Source organism: Corynebacterium sp. P4-C1 (assembly GCF_030503595.1).
GTDB lineage: Bacteria > Actinomycetota > Actinomycetes > Mycobacteriales > Mycobacteriaceae > Corynebacterium.
In genome coordinates, this window is the sequence record NZ_CP129966.1 from 1,218,046 (window position 1) to 1,235,423 (window position 17,378).

At 65.0% G+C, this 17,378-nt stretch carries 14 protein-coding genes; 10 read left to right on the forward strand and 4 right to left on the reverse strand.

Annotation, left to right across the window (positions count from 1 at the left end; translation table 11 throughout):
• From QYR03_RS05770 to QYR03_RS05780, 3 genes are all read right to left on the reverse strand, one after another.
• Complete coding sequence (locus QYR03_RS05770; protein WP_301713146.1) at positions 1-1,245, reverse strand: amino acid permease; 1,245 nt, start codon at positions 1,243-1,245, stop codon at positions 1-3.
• Positions 1,246-1,349: 104 nt separating this feature from the next.
• Positions 1,350-2,846 (reverse strand): NAD-dependent succinate-semialdehyde dehydrogenase, encoded by a 1,497-nt coding sequence (locus tag QYR03_RS05775; RefSeq protein WP_301713147.1) that lies wholly within the window; start codon positions 2,844-2,846, stop codon positions 1,350-1,352.
• A 150-nt stretch (positions 2,847-2,996) separates the two neighbouring features.
• Positions 2,997-4,556 (reverse strand): PucR family transcriptional regulator ligand-binding domain-containing protein, encoded by a 1,560-nt coding sequence (locus QYR03_RS05780; protein ID WP_301713148.1) that lies wholly within the window; start codon positions 4,554-4,556, stop codon positions 2,997-2,999.
• Between the two features lie 145 nt (positions 4,557-4,701).
• Here QYR03_RS05780 and gabT point away from each other — a divergent pair, with 145 nt between their 5' ends.
• The gene (gene gabT, locus QYR03_RS05785) at positions 4,702-6,030 is read left to right on the forward strand and encodes a 4-aminobutyrate--2-oxoglutarate transaminase (protein WP_259849827.1); all 1,329 of its coding nucleotides are present in this window, start codon (positions 4,702-4,704) and stop codon (positions 6,028-6,030) included.
• Between the two features lie 6 nt (positions 6,031-6,036).
• Here the strand turns inward: gabT and QYR03_RS05790 are convergent, their stop codons facing one another.
• Positions 6,037-6,714 (reverse strand): TetR/AcrR family transcriptional regulator, encoded by a 678-nt coding sequence (locus QYR03_RS05790; protein ID WP_259849829.1) that lies wholly within the window; start codon positions 6,712-6,714, stop codon positions 6,037-6,039.
• Positions 6,715-6,827: 113 nt separating this feature from the next.
• Here QYR03_RS05790 and QYR03_RS05795 point away from each other — a divergent pair, with 113 nt between their 5' ends.
• From QYR03_RS05795 to QYR03_RS05835, 9 genes are all read left to right on the forward strand, one after another.
• The gene (locus tag QYR03_RS05795; RefSeq protein WP_301713149.1) at positions 6,828-8,324 is read left to right on the forward strand and encodes an NAD(P)/FAD-dependent oxidoreductase; all 1,497 of its coding nucleotides are present in this window, start codon (positions 6,828-6,830) and stop codon (positions 8,322-8,324) included.
• 24 nt (positions 8,325-8,348) lie between these two features.
• Entirely contained in the window at positions 8,349-9,290 is a 942-nt protein-coding gene (locus QYR03_RS05800; protein WP_259849834.1) for a universal stress protein, read from the forward strand.
• Complete coding sequence (locus tag QYR03_RS05805; RefSeq protein WP_259849836.1) at positions 9,277-10,830, forward strand: APC family permease; 1,554 nt, start codon at positions 9,277-9,279, stop codon at positions 10,828-10,830. Before QYR03_RS05800 ends, QYR03_RS05805 begins: the two co-directional genes overlap by 14 nt.
• A 125-nt stretch (positions 10,831-10,955) precedes the next feature.
• Positions 10,956-12,338 (forward strand): NAD-dependent succinate-semialdehyde dehydrogenase, encoded by a 1,383-nt coding sequence (locus QYR03_RS05810; protein WP_301713150.1) that lies wholly within the window; start codon positions 10,956-10,958, stop codon positions 12,336-12,338.
• Positions 12,339-12,493: 155 nt separating this feature from the next.
• Positions 12,494-12,973 (forward strand): GNAT family N-acetyltransferase, encoded by a 480-nt coding sequence (locus QYR03_RS05815; protein ID WP_259849839.1) that lies wholly within the window; start codon positions 12,494-12,496, stop codon positions 12,971-12,973.
• Positions 12,974-13,246: 273 nt separating this feature from the next.
• Positions 13,247-14,497: an ABC transporter substrate-binding protein gene (locus QYR03_RS05820; protein WP_259849841.1), complete on the forward strand. Its 1,251-nt coding sequence runs from the start codon at positions 13,247-13,249 to the stop codon at positions 14,495-14,497.
• A gap of 150 nt (positions 14,498-14,647) precedes the next feature.
• Positions 14,648-15,733: a carbohydrate ABC transporter permease gene (locus QYR03_RS05825; RefSeq protein WP_259849843.1), complete on the forward strand. Its 1,086-nt coding sequence runs from the start codon at positions 14,648-14,650 to the stop codon at positions 15,731-15,733.
• Positions 15,730-16,563: a carbohydrate ABC transporter permease gene (locus QYR03_RS05830; protein ID WP_259849845.1), complete on the forward strand. Its 834-nt coding sequence runs from the start codon at positions 15,730-15,732 to the stop codon at positions 16,561-16,563. The genes QYR03_RS05825 and QYR03_RS05830 overlap by 4 nt, the downstream gene beginning before the upstream one ends.
• Before the next feature lie 77 nt (positions 16,564-16,640).
• Positions 16,641-17,279 (forward strand): DUF305 domain-containing protein, encoded by a 639-nt coding sequence (locus tag QYR03_RS05835; RefSeq protein ID WP_259849846.1) that lies wholly within the window; start codon positions 16,641-16,643, stop codon positions 17,277-17,279.
• Positions 17,280-17,378: the final 99 nt, after the last annotated feature.

Below are 17,378 nucleotides of genomic sequence, written 5' to 3' on the forward strand. Positions count from 1 at the left end.
TTATGCCCAGCCAGCCGGGACGAGCCCCAGCAGCGAGATAATCGAGTAGATGAACGCCGCCACGTAGACGATGATGATGAGCGCCTGGATGACGGTGCTGTCTACTCCGCGCACCTGCCACACCGGAGCCTGATCCCCGTTCGCCCGGGCGCGACGCAGCAGCAACACGGGAACGACCGACATGATGGCACCGGCGAACCCGCCTGCGTAAGTCAGCGCGGAGACGAAGCCGCCAAGGCCCGCCACGGCGATCACGAGAGGCGGAAGCACCGTCAGTCCGGTTGCGGCGAGACGCTGCCACCCGTGTTCCGGCCAGTGGAAGATGTCCAGCACGTTGCGCATCGCAGTGAAGCCGATGGCCAAGAAGGACGTGAACATGGCCAGCAGCGCGAACAAGTTGGCCATGTAGTAAGCCGCAGTGCCGAGTTTCTCGCCCCAGGCGATGGTGACCACCTCAGTCACCTCGGTGCCCAGCAGGCCGAGCGCCGCGAACGGCACAGCCGCGAGGGTGAACGCGGTGATGCACATGCCCGCGATGATCGCTTTCGGCAGCATCTCCGGCTTGGTGGCTGCCATGCCGCGCGCCATCTCCGGCACCACGTACTGGGCCAGGAATGTGAACACGGCCAGATTCATGATCGGGATGATGAAGTAGGGCTTGAGCACCCAAAGGTTCGCGGGCTCAATGCCGGGACCGGCGATTGTCCACACCACCAGCGTGAAGATGATGATCGCCATGCCGCTGGTGATCAGCCCCTCCACCTTGCCTGTGGCCTGCAGGCCCTTCCACATGATGAAGGCACCCAGGGCATAGAAGATCAAGGTGCCCACCAAGGAAGGCAGGTTGAACAGGTTGTGCATAAGATTGCCGGAGCCGGATGCGTACGCGATCAATGCACCGACACTGTTGACCATGATCGCGGTGAAGACGAGGAAGCGGCCGGTCTGGCCCAGGTACTTCTCCGCCAAGCCGGACAACTGGAGCGGCTCCTTAGTCCGGAGGGAGACTTCCGCGACGTAGAGCATGGAAATAGTAGTCAGGGTGCCTGCGATCGCGAGCGCCACCACTAGAGCGAGGAAGCCGCCGTTGCGGGCCGCGTACGGCAGGGAGAGAATTCCGGCGCCAATGTTGGTGCCGAAGATCAGGGCTACGCCCTGCCAGAAACCGAGGGCGTGGCCCGCTTCATCGGAACGGGCAGATTCGTCGTCGCGCAACGGCGCGTGCCCAGAAGTGGTTGATGACATAGCGAGAATGTAGCAACAACTTGACCGGGGTCACACTTGAGGCCCTATGTGCCCCAGGTGTCACCCCGATCCGTGCGTCGTCAGCTGCGCGGAACGCGCTGGTTCTACTGGTTAGCGTACGGGTCGCGGACGCCGATGTACTGGACATCGGTGTACTCGTCGATGCCCTCGGCACCGCCCTCGCGGCCGAGGCCGGAGTGCTTCACCCCGCCGAACGGGACTGCCGCGTTGGAGACGACACCGGCGTTGAAGCCGACGATGCCGAAGTCCAGGCCGTCGGCCAAGCGCCACATGCGGTCCGAGTTCTCGGAGAAGATGTAGGAGGCCAGGCCGTACTCGGTGGAGTTAGCCAGCTCGATCGCCTCGGCCTCGTCGGAGAACTCGTAGATGGAGGCGACGGGGCCGAAGATCTCCTCGCGGAAGATGCGGGAATCGGTGCTTGCTCCGCGCAGGACGGTCGGCTGGAAGAAGAAGCCATCGCCGTCGATTGCCTCGCCGCCGGTGAGGACCTCAGCACCGTTCTGCTTCGCGTCCTCGACCAGGCTGGCGACGTTCTTGCGCGCCTTCTCCTCGATCAGCGGGCCGACGTTGACGCCCTCGTCGAGGCCGTTGCCGACGGTGAGGGCCTCCATGGCCTCGACGAGCTTCGCGGTGAACTCGTCGGCGACGTCCTTGTGCACCAGGAAGCGGTTGGCCGCGGTGCAGGCCTCACCGATATTGCGCATCTTGGCGGCCATGGCCCCTGCGATCGCCTGCTCGATGTCGGCGTCCTCGAAGACGATGAACGGGGCATTGCCGCCGAGCTCCATCGAGGTGCGCAGAACGCCGTCGGCGGCCTGCTTCATGAGGATCTTGCCCACGGCAGTCGAACCGGTGAAGGACACCTTGCGCAGGCGCGGGTCGGCGATGAGCGGCTCGGAGATCGCAGCCGGGTCGGTGCCGCAGACGACGTTGAGGACGCCGGCCGGCAGGCCAGCCTCGACCATGGTCTGGACGAAATACTGGGCGGTCAGCGGGGTCAGCTCCGCCGGCTTGAGCACCATCGTGCAGCCAGCGGCCACTGCCGGAGCGACCTTGCGGGTGGCCATGGCCAGCGGGAAGTTCCACGGGGTGATCAGCAGGCACGGGCCGACCGGCTTGCGGCGGGTAACCATACGGATGCCGCCCTCCGGCACCTCCTGGGTGCTGCCGTACTGGCGGACGGTCTCCTCGGCGAACCACCGCAGGTACTCGGCACCGTACTTGACCTCGCCGCGCGCCTCTGCCAGCGGCTTGCCCATTTCCAGGGTCATGAGGGCGGCGAATTCCTCGGTGCGCTCGGTGACCAACTCGTATGCGCGGCGCAGGATCTCGCTGCGCTCGCGGGCCGGGGTACGTGCCCAGTCCTTCTGAACCTTCACTGCGGCATCGAGAGCCGCGACTGCATCGTCGCTATTCGCGGACTGGAGCGTGGCTAGCACCTCGCCGGTGGCCGGGTTCTGCACCTCGAAGGTCTCGCCGCTGGATGCGTCGCGCCATTCACCGCCGATGAACAGCCCGGTGGGCAGGGACTTAAGCAGCTTGCCGGTGTCGACGCTGCCGTTGGAATCAGCCATGATCATGCCTTTCGTGGTTTGTTTCTCGTTGATATTCAACCGGCTGGTTCACGCCAGCCTCCTCTTGGAACAACGCTATACCGCCGCAGGCTACTCAGACAGCGCCGGCTGCACGCCCCCGTTTTGGGGCATTGAAAACATGGTCGCTGTGTGCTATCAATCCGGCCGGGACGTGCTGAGCAGCACGAGAATCTCGGCGCGCCCGAGCGGGTCGCCCAGCGGCAGCCCGTAGCGCTGTTCGGCGCGGTCGATGCGCGCTTTCAGCGTGTGCCGGTGCACACCCAGGGACTCGGCGGCAGCGCGGATCTCGCAGCCGTGCACCAGGTAGGCCTGCACGGCCTCAAGGAGGGCCGGGTCGTCGTCGGCAAGCGGTGCGAGCACCTCCTTGTAGCGCCGTGAGAGGGCGAGTTGAACCCCGGCGTCCTCCGCCCAGTCGAGGCGGCGCGGAAGGTACTCATCGACCGTGCCGGGCGGCAGCGACCGTGCCCGGTCGAGCAAGGCGTGGAGATCGTCGAGGCTCAGCTCGCGCCACGGTTGCCGCTGGCCGGAAAGGATCCTCAGGCGCGCCCCGAACCCGCCGAAAAGATCGGCGGCCGTCGTCTCCGTGACCACCCGGCGGGACAGGAAAACGAAGCCGTCGGGGGCGAGACGCACGTGGGCGAGGGGGTTTTGGCGCAGGTTGAGCCCTTCGTCGAGACGCGAAAGCGCGCGGTTGGACGCCGCCTTATTCGCGGCGGCGATCGCGACGGGAACGACTGCGCCGTCAGCGTCCGCAACGCGGTCGAGCAGCCGCGCCGCCCCGGGCGAGGCCTCCGACCCCTCGAGGAACATCTCGAGGGCCGAGCCGTGCAGCTGTGTTTCCGCGCTGCGTAGCGCCAGCGGGTCGCGCAGCACGATCTCCGCCAACCCCACGAAATGCTTCACCGCACTGCGGGCGAGCGGCGGCAACGGGTGCGGGGAGTCCACCACGGCGACAAAGAACTTCCCGCCCATGGCCCGCATGCGCTGCACGATCATGGTGCGGTTCTCCGCCCGGTAGGCGCGGCTGCGTCCGTTGTCGGCGACGGCTAGGTGCAGGGCTTTCAACGCGCGCTCGGTGGGCTTCGCGGGTGCCGAGGAAATGACTCGGCCGGTGTTGTCGCCGATCAGCACATCGGCTCCCACTGCGGTCCTGGTGCGCCCGACGAGCGCATCGACACCGCCGTTCCACGCGGCGCGGTTCAGCCCTTCCGCCGCTTCGAGGATCTCGTTGGCGGCCACCGCCTGGAGTCGCGCGTGCTCCTCCCCCACCACCTTGGAGATCAGGGCGAACGCGGTGGCGCGCGGCACCTCGAAGAGCGGCAGTTCCGCGTCGGCGCACGCCTGGACGAGCGTGCCGGGAATCTCGGCGTGCTGGAGGCCGGTGCCGAAGCCGAGCGCGGCCACGCCGGCTTCCTTCAGGCGGTCGACGTAGGCGGCGACGCCTTCCCCGTCACCGGGGCGAACACGCAGGCCTAGAGTGAGGATGATGGAGAACGGCCGGAAGAACTCCGCTGTCTCCACGATTTCGCTGGCCTGGACCGACTCGAATTTTCCCCGCCGCAGCTCGCCCACGGGAACCAGATTCAGCGTCCTGATTCCGTAGAGCCAACTGAGATCCAGCAGCTCAACCGTGGTGTCCAGCTCGTCCTGGCCGCTACGGGTGCCACGGGCGCCGTCAAGCGCATCCTTGCTCATAGACACAGTGTAGAAGTTCAGCAGACAAGATGGACACAGTGTCGGTTGCTTAAGGGGTGGGAGGGCGACGGATACTACAGCCATGAACCCCTGCCCCATCCGGGCAGATTTCCGCAACGAATTGGATAGGAAAGGAACCCGCACCATGCAGGATCTCGAGTACCGCCTCCCCCAGGTCCGTCGAATCGACACCGAGCTGCCGGGACCGAAGAGTGCCGAGCTCGACAAGCGCCGCGCAGCCAGCGTCGCCTCCGCCATGAGCCCGGGGCTGCCGGGCTACATCGTCGACGCTGACGGCGGTGTGCTCGTGGATGCCGACGGCAACTCCTTCGTCGACTTCGCCTCCGGTATTGCCGTGACCTCCGTGGGCGCGTCCAACAAGCGCGTCGTCGAGGCCGTGTCCGAGGCCGCCAGCCACTTCACCCACACCTGCTTCATGGTCAGCCCGTACGAGAGCTACCTGCAGGTTGCGGAGCTGCTCAACGAGCTCACCCCAGGCGACTTCGAAAAGCGCACCGTCCTGCTCAACTCCGGCGCAGAGGCAGTGGAGAACGCCGTGAAGATCGCGCGCTCCCACACCCGTAAGACCGGCGTGGCCGTCTTCGACTACGCGTACCACGGCCGCACCAACCTGACCATGGCCATGACCGCGAAGAACAAGCCGTACAAGTCCACTTTCGGCCCGTTCGCCAGCGAGGTGCACCGCGCGCCGATGTCCTACCCGCTGCGCGACGGCCTGAAGGGGCCGGAGGCCGCCGAGCGCACCATCCGCTTCCTCGAGCAGAACGTCGGCGCCGAGAACCTCGCCTGCGTGGTCATCGAGCCGATCCAGGGCGAGGGCGGCTTCATCGAGCCGGCCGAGGGCTTCCTGCCCGCCATTGTCGACTGGTGCCGCGAAAACAACGTCGTCTTCATCGCCGACGAGATCCAGGCCGGTTTCTGCCGCTCCGGCGAGTGGTTCGCCTCCAGCTTCGACGGCATTGAGCCGGACCTGATCACCACTGCCAAGGGCATCGCTGGCGGCATGCCGCTGTCCGCCGTCACCGGCCGCGCAGAGATCATGAACGCCCCGATGGCCGGCGGCCTGGGCGGCACCTACGGCGGCAACCCGGTGGCCTGCGCCGCCGCTATCGCCGCGATCGAGGAGATGAAGGAGCACAACCTTGCGCTGCGCGCCAAGGAGATCGCCAACATCATCCACGAGGAGCTCGACCCGCTGACCGAGATGGACGAGATCGCCGAGATCCGCGGCCGCGGCGCCATGATCGCCGTCGAGCTGGTGACCAAGGACGGCAAGCCGAACGCCGAGCTCACCGCCAAGGTCGCCGCCGAGTGCAAGGCCGCCGGCGTGCTCATCCTCACCTGCGGCCTCGACGGCAACGTCGTGCGTCTCCTGCCGTCGCTGACCATCCCGGAGGAGCTGCTCCGCGACGGTCTGCGCGTCATGGCTGAGGCAGTGCGCAACAACGCCTAAGGGCCGCTAGCTGGACGGGGCGCCGGTAATCCCGTCCAGCAATTCACTGAGACCGGCCGCGAAGGCCTGGTCCGCATAAGGGTTAGCGTCACGCTGACCCTTTTTTGCTGCGCGGACGCGCATCGCATCGGCGGCGGCCCGAAGCGCGGTGTGCTCCGGGGCGATCGCCGCCGGATCGAAGAGGTCCGCCGGCGCTGTCGCGTCCCAGGCGGAGCCGTAGATGAAGGATTCGAGCGCAATGATGCGCTCCATCACCTGCTCCTGCGGGCACCCGGCGGCGGCGACAGTGCGGGCGACGACCTCGTACATCTCCTGGGCCCGCGGGGAGTCGCCGATCGGCTGCAGGGCGATCACCGGGATCAGCGGGGTGTGGACGGCGAAGACATCGCGGTAGGACCGTGCCCAGGCTTCGAGCGCCTCCCGGTACCCGCCGCCGGAGGAGATGGCGCGGTTCAGGGGCGCGACGTCGACAAGCTGCATGACCGCGTCCTGGAGCAAATACAACAGCTCTTCCTTGCCTGCGATGTGGTTGTACAACGCGCTGGGCGCCACACCGAGTTCGCGGGCCACCGCGGCCATCGTCAACGCCTGGTAGCCCCGATTGGAGGCAATAGTTAGCGCCGCAAAACCTATTTTTTCGCGGCTGACCAGCGATTCAGTAGGGCGACCACGTTCTTTACCCATGTGACTCTTTCTTCAAACGGCGATGGACTGTACGCTGAATCACACCATTAATGAATGGCGTTCATTACTCACGACGGCCGGGTCCATCCGGCCTCAAGTTCAGGAGCAGAAGCATGAATACTAGCGCACCCCACACCGAAATCGAGCGCGATGTCGTCGTCGTCGGCGCTGGCCCTGCAGGCCTGATGGCCGCACGCACCCTGGCCAAGGCCGGCAAGTCCGTCGCCGTCCTCGAGGCCCGCGACCGCGTCGGCGGCCGCACCTGGAACGGCCGCGTGCGCGACGAGAAGGGCGTGGACCACTTCGTCGAGCTCGGCGGCCAGTGGATCTCCCCGGACCAGACCCGCCTCATCGAGCTTGTCGACGAACTCGGCCTGACCACCTTCCAGCGCTACCGCGAGGGTAAGTCCATCTACCTCTCCCCCAACGGTGAGCGCCACGAGTACGAAGGCCCCGTCTTCCCCGCCGCGGACAGCACCCAGGCGGAAATGGACAAGCTGATCAAGATTCTCGACGACCTGGCAGCCGAAATCGGCGCCAAGGAGCCGTGGGCGCACCCGAAGGCCGCGGAGCTCGACTCCATCTCCTTCCGCCACTGGCTCGAGCAGCAGTCCGACGATGTCGAGGCCATCGACAACGTGTCCATCTACGTCGCTTCCGGCATGCTGACCAAGCCGTCCTTCACCTTCTCCGCCCTGCAAGCGGTCCTCATGGCCGCTTCCGCTGGCTCCTTCTCCAACCTCGTGGACGAGGACTTCATCCTCGACCGCCGCGTCGAGGGCGGCATGATGTCCGTCTCCGAGACTCTCGCCGCCGAGCTCGGCGACGATGTCTTCCTGGGCACCCCGGTCCGCGAGATCCAGTGGGCGCAGCCGGATCCGTCCACCGAGGACAGCCTGAACAACGTCAAGCCGGACGTGCGCAACGGCATCCCCGACAACGGCAAGCCGGGCGACGTCACCGTCGTCTCCGACCAGGTGACCGTCCACGCCAAGAATGTCGTCGTCGCCGTTCCGCCGAACCTGTACAACCGCATCTCCTACGTCCCGCCGATGCCGCGTGACCTGCACATCGCGCACCAGCACATCTCCATGGGCCTGGTGATCAAGGTCCACGCCATTTACGAGACCCCGTTCTGGCGCGAGAAGGGCCTGTCCGGCACCGGCTTCGGCGGCGGCCGCCTTGTCCAGGAGGTCTACGACAACACCAACCGCGGCCAGAACATCGCCGGCGGCGCCGCTGGCGAGGAAGACACCTACGGCACGCTCGTGGGCTTCGTCTCCGACGTCTACGCCGAGGAAATGTGGCACCTGCCGGAGGAGGAGCGCAAGCAGCGCATCCTGTCGGCCATGGCCGAGTACCTGGGCCCGGAAACCATGGAGCCGATCGCGTTCTACCTCTCCGACATGGCTGCCGAGGAGTGGACCCGCGGCGCTTACGCCACCAGCTACGACCTGGGCGGCCTGTCCCGCTGGGGCCACCTGCAGAACCTCCCGGTCGGCCCGATCCACTTCGCGTGCTCCGACATCGCCGACGAGGGCTACCAGCACGTCGACGGCGCCATCCGCCAGGGCGAGCGCGCCGCCAACGCCATCCTCGGCAACGATTAGAACACCAATTAGAACGGGGTGATAATGAACCAACCGCCGCAGACCTCCGCAAGCAGAGGCCCGTCGAGAATTCTCGTCGGATACCTCGCCACACCATCCGGCACCGACGCACTCAACCTGGGCATCGCCCTGGCCCGCAGTTGGAACGCCGAGCTGGAAATCGCCATGGTGGTTCCCCACTCGGAGAACTACTCGGGCGCCTACCCGCGCGTCACCGCACACGAAACGGTGATCAGCCGGCAGCTCAGCGCATGGCTCGAGGACGCCCTCGACCGCGTGCCGGACGACGTCACTGCCACCGGCCGGGTTGTTTCGGGAGCACACGCCGCCAATTCCTTGCACGCGACAGCCGTGGAACTGGGGTGCGACGCGATCGTCCTGGGCACCCGGGGCGGCGGTCTGCTCCGCCGGTTCAGCATCGGGTCGTCGGCGAATGCCCTGCTGCATTCGTCGTCCATTCCGATCGCCCTCGCCCCGCCACGCTACGAAGCGCCGGAGCACTTCAGCCGGATCTCCTGCATGTTCGGCACCCTGGCCGGCTCCCGCCCGCTGATCGACACAGCGCTGCGCATCGCGAAGCACACGGAAAGCGAGCTGCGCCTCATCTCCTTCCTCACGGAGGAGGACGCAGGCGCGATCACGCAGGAAGTCAACCACAAGGTGCTGGAGAACCTCGAAGCCAACGCCAACCACTACCTCGCGGAGCAGGCGCAGGAACTCGTCTTTGCGGGTTCCGCCACCACCGAGGTCGTTACCGGCAAGACCGTCGCGGAAGCGGCGACCGAGCTGGAGTGGCGTGACGACGAGATCCTCCTCGCCGGTTCCTCAAGGCTCGCGGCCGCCGGCCGCATCTTCATGGGCCCGCGCGCCGCGAAGGTGCTGCGCTCGCTGCCGATTCCACTTCTGATCACGCCGGTGCAGGACCAGAAGAATGATTCAGGGGAGGCCGCAAATGAGCAGACGTAAAAAGGTTGAAGACCTGGCGCATCAGCCGTCGCAAAGCGAAAAAGGCCTGGTCGCTGGGCGCGTGGGCCTGCTCGGTGCCGTGGTTATCGGCGTGAGCTGCATTGCCCCGTCCTACACCCTGACATCCGGTCTCGGCCCGACGATTTCGGAGGTCGGCGACCACGTGCCCGCCATCCTGCTGCTCGGGTTCTTCCCGATGCTGCTCGTCGCATTCGCCTACCGCGAGCTGAACAACCGCGTGCCGGACTCCGGTACCTCGTTCACCTGGGCGACCAAGGCGTTCGGGCCATGGATCGGCTGGATGGGCGGCTGGGGGCTGATCACGGCGACCATCCTGGTCCTGTCGAACCTGGCGGCCGTCGCCGTCGACTTCTTCTACATCCTGCTAGCGCAGCTCACCGGAAATGATTCCTTCGCGGAGCTGACCCGCAATTTGTGGGTGAATATTCCGACGACGATTCTGCTTCTCGCCATCGCGGCCTACATCTCTTACCGCGGCCTCGAATCCACCGAGAAGCTCCAGTACTTCCTTGTCGCCCTCCAGCTGTTCACCCTTGTGCTCTTCGGGTCGATGGCTCTGTGGAACGCCTACCACGGCGGCGGATACGATTTCCACCCGGTCGAGGCCGACTGGTTCAACCCGCTGACCATCGGAGACTTCTCCACCGTGGCCGCCGGCATCTCCCTGTCGATCTTCATGTTCTGGGGCTGGGACGTGACGCTGACCATGAACGAGGAGACCAAGGACCCGGAGAAGACCCCCGGTCGCGCAGCCACGCTGACCGTCCTGGTGGTCATCACCGTCTACATCCTCACCGCTGTCGCGATCGTGGCGTGGGCGGGCACCGGCGACACCGGTCTCGGCGCCGGGAACCCGGATAACCAGGAGTCTATCTTCGCCGCTCTGGCCGGCCCTGTCATGGGTCCGTGGGCGATCCTCATGTCCATCTCGGTGCTGGCGAGCTCCTTCGCTTCACTCCAGTCCACCATGGTCGGCCCCGCACGCACCCTGCTGGCGATGGGCTTCTACAAGGCCCTTCCCCCAGTCTTCGCGCACATCAGCCCGAAGTTCCACACCCCCGGCGTGGCCACCGTCGCCTCCGCCGTCGCGGCCGGCGGCTTCTATACCGTGACCAGGATCGCGTCGGAGAATGCCCTGTGGGACACAATCACCGCTCTGGGCTTGATGATCTGCTTCTACTACGGCATCACCGCATTCGCGTGCGTGTGGTTCTTCCGCAAGGAGATCACCCGCTCGGCCCGCGGATTCATCTTCCGCTTCCTGCTGCCGCTGATCGGCGGAACGATGCTGCTGGCGATGTTCTTCATCACCGCATTCGATTCCATCGACCCGTCTTACGGTTCGGGCTCCTCGATCTTCGGGTTGGGCACCGTCTTCGTGCTCGGCATGGGCATTCTGCTCCTCGGCGTGGTGCTCATGCTGTTCACCCGCCTGAAGCACCCAGAGTTCTTCCGCAACGAGACCCTTCCGCGGGTCACCGCGGACGACGAGGACGGCAGCGAGGTCCTGACCATCTAGCTAGCTAGCTGGCTGAGTCGCCTGCCAGCTGGCTGGCTGCCGTTCACAGGACCCGTACCTACACTGGCGGGCGCACAATGAAATCAACGAATCCTTATCCGAATCAACGCCTTCAAGGAGACGACATGGCTGACAAAGATATGTCCTACCGAGTAGAAAACCCGGCGACGGGAGAGGTCGTCGCGACCTACCCCACCGCCACCGATGACGAGATCCAGCAGGTTCTCGCCGCATCGGAGAAGGGCTTCAACGAGTGGTCCGCACTGGACATCGCCGAGCGCAAGAAGTACGTCCTGCGCATCGCGGAGCTTTTCGACGAGCGCCAGGACGAGCTCGTCGAGATCATCGGCCGCGAGATGGGCAAGTCCCGCCCCCACGCCATCGACGAGGTGGAGCTGTCCGCCAACATCTTCCGCTACTACGCGAAAAACGGCGAGGAGTTCGCCGCCGACCGCAAGATCGAGAGCTTCAACGGCGGCACCGCCGTCATCCGCCACCTGCCGCTCGGCGCGCTGGTGGGCATCATGCCGTGGAACTTCCCCTACTACCAGGTGGCACGCTTCGCGGCACCGAACTTGATGAACGGCAACACCATCATCCTCAAGCACGCTGAGATCTGCGCGGAATCCTCCGCCGCGATCCAGAAGATCATCGAGGATGCCGGTGTTCCGGCGGGCGTGTACCAGAACGTGTACGCCTCCCACGACCAGATCACCACCATGATCGAGGACCCGCGCGTGCAGGGTGTCTCCCTCACGGGTTCCGAGCGCGCGGGCGCCGCCGTCGGCGCGACCGCCGGCAAGAACCTGAAGAAGGCTGTGCTCGAGCTCGGCGGCAACGACCCGTACGTGCTGCTGGACACCGACGATGTGAAGGCCGCGGCCGAACTGGCCTGGGAGACCCGCATCTACAACATGGGCCAGGTCTGCAACGGCAACAAGCGCATGATCGTCATGGAGGACATCTACGACGAGTTCGTCGGCGAGCTGGTCGCACTCGCTGAGCAGGCGAAGCCGGGTACGCCCAATGAGGCCGGCGAGAACGGCATCTACGCCCCGCTGTCCTCCCGCGACGCCGCTGAGCGTCTCGATGAGCAGGTCACCCGCGCCGTCAAGGAGGGCGCGACCCTGCGCGCAGGCGGCGGCCTGGGCGAGAACGCCTACTACGCACCGGCAGTGCTGACCGACCTGGGCAAGGACAACTCCGTGTACAACGAGGAGCTCTTCGGCCCGATCGCCCTGGTGTTCAAGGTCTCCTCGGACGAGGAAGCCCTCGAGCTGGCCAACGACACCCAGTACGGCCTCGGCGGCGCAGTCTTTTCCCAGGACACCGAGCGTGCACGCAAGGTCGCCCGCCAGATCAACTCCGGCATGGCCAACGTGAACACCCCCGCCGGTGAAGGCGAGGAGATCCCCTTCGGCGGTGTGAAGCGCTCCGGCTTCGGCCGCGAGCTCGGCCCGCTGGGCATGGACGAGTTCGTGAACAAGCAGCTTTACTTCGAGGCATAGGGTACGGAAACGCCTGAGGAATCTGCCCCACCACTGCCCCCGGTTAACGCCGCTCCCGCGACGCGAACCGGGGGCAGTTTTCTTAAGAATCTACAGGTAGTGAGATTCCCATAACTCACGTCTATAAGTTGTGCGTTTCGTTACAATTGGTGTTCATGGAATTCAATCTCAAGCCCGCCACAGAATCGGACCGCACCTACATCCGCCGCCTGCACTACTTGGCGGATGTTTTCGGGGACGAGTCCAAGCCGCTTGGCTGTGGCCAGGAAAAGGTGAAGGCATTCGTCGACGATTGGTCCCCCGAGCACGACGGCGGCTGGATCGCCCACGACCAGGAACGGACTCCGGCCGGCGGCATCTGGCTGCGCTACTGGGAAGAAGGCGACACGACCAGTGAGGCCAACCTGGGCCCGGACGTCCCGGAGCTCATTCTCGCCGTCGAGGAGCGCTCCCACGGTTACGGCCTGAGCGCCGTGCTCCTGCACTCCGTGTGCGAGCTCGCCATCGACCAGGGCGCAAAGCGCATCGCGCTCGAGGTCATGCCGGAGAACAAGCGCGCACGCTACGTCTACGAGAAATTCGGCTTCGTCCCCACCGAGGCGAACCCGAACGTCATGTACCGCGACCTGGCCTAACCGCAGACCAGGCCGCGCGCCGCGCCCCAGAAACCTGCCGCCGCTCCCCGCATCCGGGGCGGCGGCTTTTCTGTGCCCGGCCATGCTGGATCCCACCGAACCACGCACCCTACATGTGGGGGAAACCGGACTTTAACGACAGAAATACCCCCGGGTCGGGGGTAGGCACACAGGCATTTCCGCAGGATTGTTCATGGGAAATTAACGCTACCCACGCTTTTAAGCACGCATTCTTTAAGATTGAGGAAACCTCCGACTCTGAAAGGTGTACGCATGAAACTTCACGCAACCCGACGGGCTGGCGCGGCATTGTGCGCCATCGCCCTGTCCACCACCGCTCTCGCAGCCTGCTCCAGCGATTCCGCCGATTCCAACGGCGGTTCCTCCGAGGGTGCTGGCGAGCGTGGCCCCATCACCTTCGCCATGGGCCGCAACGACACCGACAAGCTGACCCCGATCATCGACGCTTGGAACGAGCAGCACCCGGATGAGCAGGTCACCCTGAAGGAGCTCGCCGGTGAGGCGGACGACCAGCGCGACACCCTCGTGCAGTCCCTCCAGGCAGGCAACTCCGACTACGACGTGATGGCTCTCGACGTGGTCTGGACCGCGGACTTCGCCGCCAACCAGTGGCTCGAACCGCTCGAGGGCGACTTCGCCATCGACACCTCCAAGCTGCTGCAGTCCACCGTCGAATCTGCCACCTACAACGGCAAGCTCTACGCTCTGCCGCAGAACACCAACGGCCAGTTGCTCTTCCGCAACGTGGACAAGATCGATTCCAAGCCGGACACCTTCGAAGACATCAAGAATGCCTGCAAGTCCGTCGAGGGCGACTGCCTGACCACCCAGCTCAAGCAGTACGAGGGCCTGACCGTGAACGCCGTGGGCTTCATCAACGGCTGGGGCGGCACCGTCATCGACGATCAGGGCCAGCCGACTGTCGAGTCCGCTGAGGCGAAGGCCGGCCTTCAGGCGCTTGTCGACGCTTACGCGGATGGCACCATCGCCAAGAGCTCCACTGCGGCCACCGAGGAGGAGACCAACCTGGCCTTCACCGAGGGCAACACAGCCCTGGCCATCAACTGGCCGTACATGTACGCCAACGCCGTGGAGAAGGGCCTGAACTTCGAGGTCCAGCCGCTCGTCGGCGAGAAGGGAGTCGGCGTGTCCACGCTCGGCGGCTACAACAATGGCATCAACGTCAACTCCAAGCACAAGGCGACCGCCAAGGACTTCATCGAGTTCATCATCAGCGAGGACAACCAGCTCTCCTTCGCCAAGGCGTCCTTCCCGCCGGTGCTCTCCTCCATCTACGACAACGAGGAGCTGATCAAGGAGCAGCCGTACCTGCCGGCTCTGAAGGAGTCCCTGGAGAACGCGAAGCCGCGTCCGGTTTCCCCGTTCTACCCGGCGATCTCTAAGGCCGTCCAGGACAACGCTTATGCCGCACTGACCTCCGGCAAGAGCGTCGACGATGCCACCAAGGACATGTCTGCGGCGATCAAGCAGGCAGCCCAGTAACAACCACATACCGTCAGTGCCCACCCCCATCTCTGTGGGAGGGCACTGACACTACACGGCCGCAGCGGTTTGCACTCCGTCTGCGGCCATATTCATTATTAGGCTGCAAAGTGCGCTCAGAGCATTGGGCGCTGAGCGTTAGGAGAGTTCATGAGTACCGTCGTCAAGCGGCGTGATTCTGCGGGAGGGGCAAAGCCCGCAGCAAAGAAATCACGCTCCCGCAGCGATTCCGGCAAAGCGTACGCACTAGTCGCGCCCGCACTGATCGTGCTGGCCATCGTGATCGGCTACCCGATCGTGCGCGCGATCTGGTTGTCCTTCCAGGCGAACCGCCACCTCGACCCCGCCACCGGCGTGTTCGTCGAAGGCGGCTTCGCGGGGCTGGACAACTACCTGTACTGGGTCCAGAACCGCTGCATGAGCCCGACGGGCACTGTCGGCGAATGCCCGCCCGGCGTGCTGGCGACGGACTTCTGGCCCGCCCTCGGCATCACCTTGTTCTTCACGGTGGTCACGGTCTCGCTCGAGGCTGTTCTGGGCATGGTGATGGCCCTGATCATGAACCACCCCTCCCGCGTGCGTTCCCTCGTGCGCGCGGCGGTGCTGATTCCCTGGGCGATCCCGACTGCTGTGACCGCGAAACTGTGGCAGTTCATGTTCGCCCCCAACGGCATCGTGAACTCGCTGCTCGGGCAGAGCATCGCCTGGACCACGGACCCGTGGGCGGCGCGCATCGCCGTCATCATCGCGGATGTGTGGAAGACGACCCCGTTCGTCGCCCTGCTGATTCTCGCCGGCCTGCAGATGATCCCGAAGGATGTCTACGAAGCGGCCCGCGTGGACGGCGCATCGGCGTGGCAGAGCTTCACGCGCATCACTCTGCCGCTGGTGCGGCCCACGCTCATGGTGGCGATTCTCTTCCGCACCCTGGACGCCCTGCGCATGTACGACCTTCCGGTCATCATGATCTCCGGGTCCTCCAACTCCCCCACCGCCACGATCTCCCAGCTGGTGGTCGAAGACATGCGCCAGAACAACTTCAACTCCGCCTCCGCGCTGTCGACGTTGATCTTCCTGCTCATCTTCGCCGTCGCCTTCCTCATGGTCCGCTTCGGCGGCGCAGATGTCGGCGGTGAAGACACGCAGAGCAGAAGAGAAAAACGCGCCGCGAAACGGCGGGCGAAGAACAAGGAGAAAGCCACCGCTGACGCGGCGGTAACGGAGGCAGCACGATGAAGAAGAACCTCGGAAAAATCGGCCACGTCCTCGGAGTGATCTTCATTCTCGTGTGGGGGCTGGCACCGTTCTACTGGATGCTCGTCACCGCACTGCGCGATAAGGGCCACACCTTCGACACCACCCCGTGGCCCACGCACGTCACCCTGGAGAATTTCCGCGACGCGCTGGCCACCGACAAGGGCAACGACTTCCTGGGGGCGATCGGAAACTCACTGATCATCTCCCTGATCACCACCGCGCTCGCCGTCATGGTGGGCATCTTCACCGGCTACGCGCTTGCACGCCTGAATTTCAAAGGCAAGGGTATTGTCACCGGCATCATCCTGGCCGCGTCGATGTTCCCCGGCATCGCGCTTGTCACCCCGCTGTTCCAGCTCTTCGGCAACATCGGGTGGATCGGCACCTACCGGGCCATGATCATCCCGAACATCTCCTTCGCTCTGCCACTCACGGTGTACACGCTCATCTCCTTCCTGCGCCAGTTGCCGTGGGAGCTCGAGGAAGCGGCGCGTGTCGACGGTGCCACCCGTGGACAGGCCTTCCGCAAGGTGCTGCTCCCCCTCGCCGCACCCGGCATCTTCACCACCGCGATCATCGCGTTCATCGCGACGTGGAACGAGTTCATGCTCGCCCGCCAGCTGTCCACCAACGCCACTGAGCCGGTCACTGTAGCCATTGCCCGCTTCTCGGGCCCGAGCGCCTTCGAGTACCCCTACGCCGCGATCATGGCCGCCGGCTCGCTCGTGACGGTGCCGCTCATTCTCATGGTGCTGGTCTTCCAGCGCCGCATCGTCTCCGGTCTGACCGCCGGCGGCGTGAAGGGATAAGTGGCCTGCCCCACTTTTGTGGCGTTTACCTGGGACTAACCGCTAGGCTTACCCTGAACCACTGAAAGGGAATGCCAATGGCAGACAGAGAACTCAATAATGGACTTGATGTCCGTGACGCTGAAACCGACGAGCTGACGCGGCCGAACCGGAAGCCCTGGATCATCGCCCTCGCCGTCATCGCCGCGCTCGTGCTGCTCATCGCCGCGCTCGGCCCGACGCTCCGCGGGGCCTTCAGCGGCGGCGGGGACGAGGCTGAAGGGGCTCACAATGAGGTGGATGTCCACTTCATCGGAATGATGGTGCCCCACCACCAGCAGGCGATCGACATGTCCGATGTGCTGCTCGAATCCGATGTCGACGACGAGCAGGTCCGCGACCTGGCGCAGCGCATCAAGGACGGCCAGGAGCGCGAGAACGAGCAGATGCGCGCCTGGGCCGACGAGTGGGGCATCCAGGACGACATGGAGATGCACTCGACCCACATCGCGAACGGCATGTTCCAGCCGGAAGAGCTCGAAGAATTCGCAACGTTGGAAGGCGACGAGCTTCGCACCACCTTCCTGGAGATGATGCACTACCACCACGAGCATGTCATCCCCATGACGCAGGACCAGATCGACAACGGCGGGTATGCCCCGCTGCGCGAGATGGCCCAGGAGATGGTCGACGTCCAGACCGCGGAAATGAAGGAGATGGAAGAGCTTCTCAAGTAGCTGGCTCTGCTTCCCACTCCCCCTTCCACAACACATAGCCGCTAGGTTCCGCACCCCCACAATGGTGGACGGAACCCAGCGGCTTTTCTGTGTGCTCTG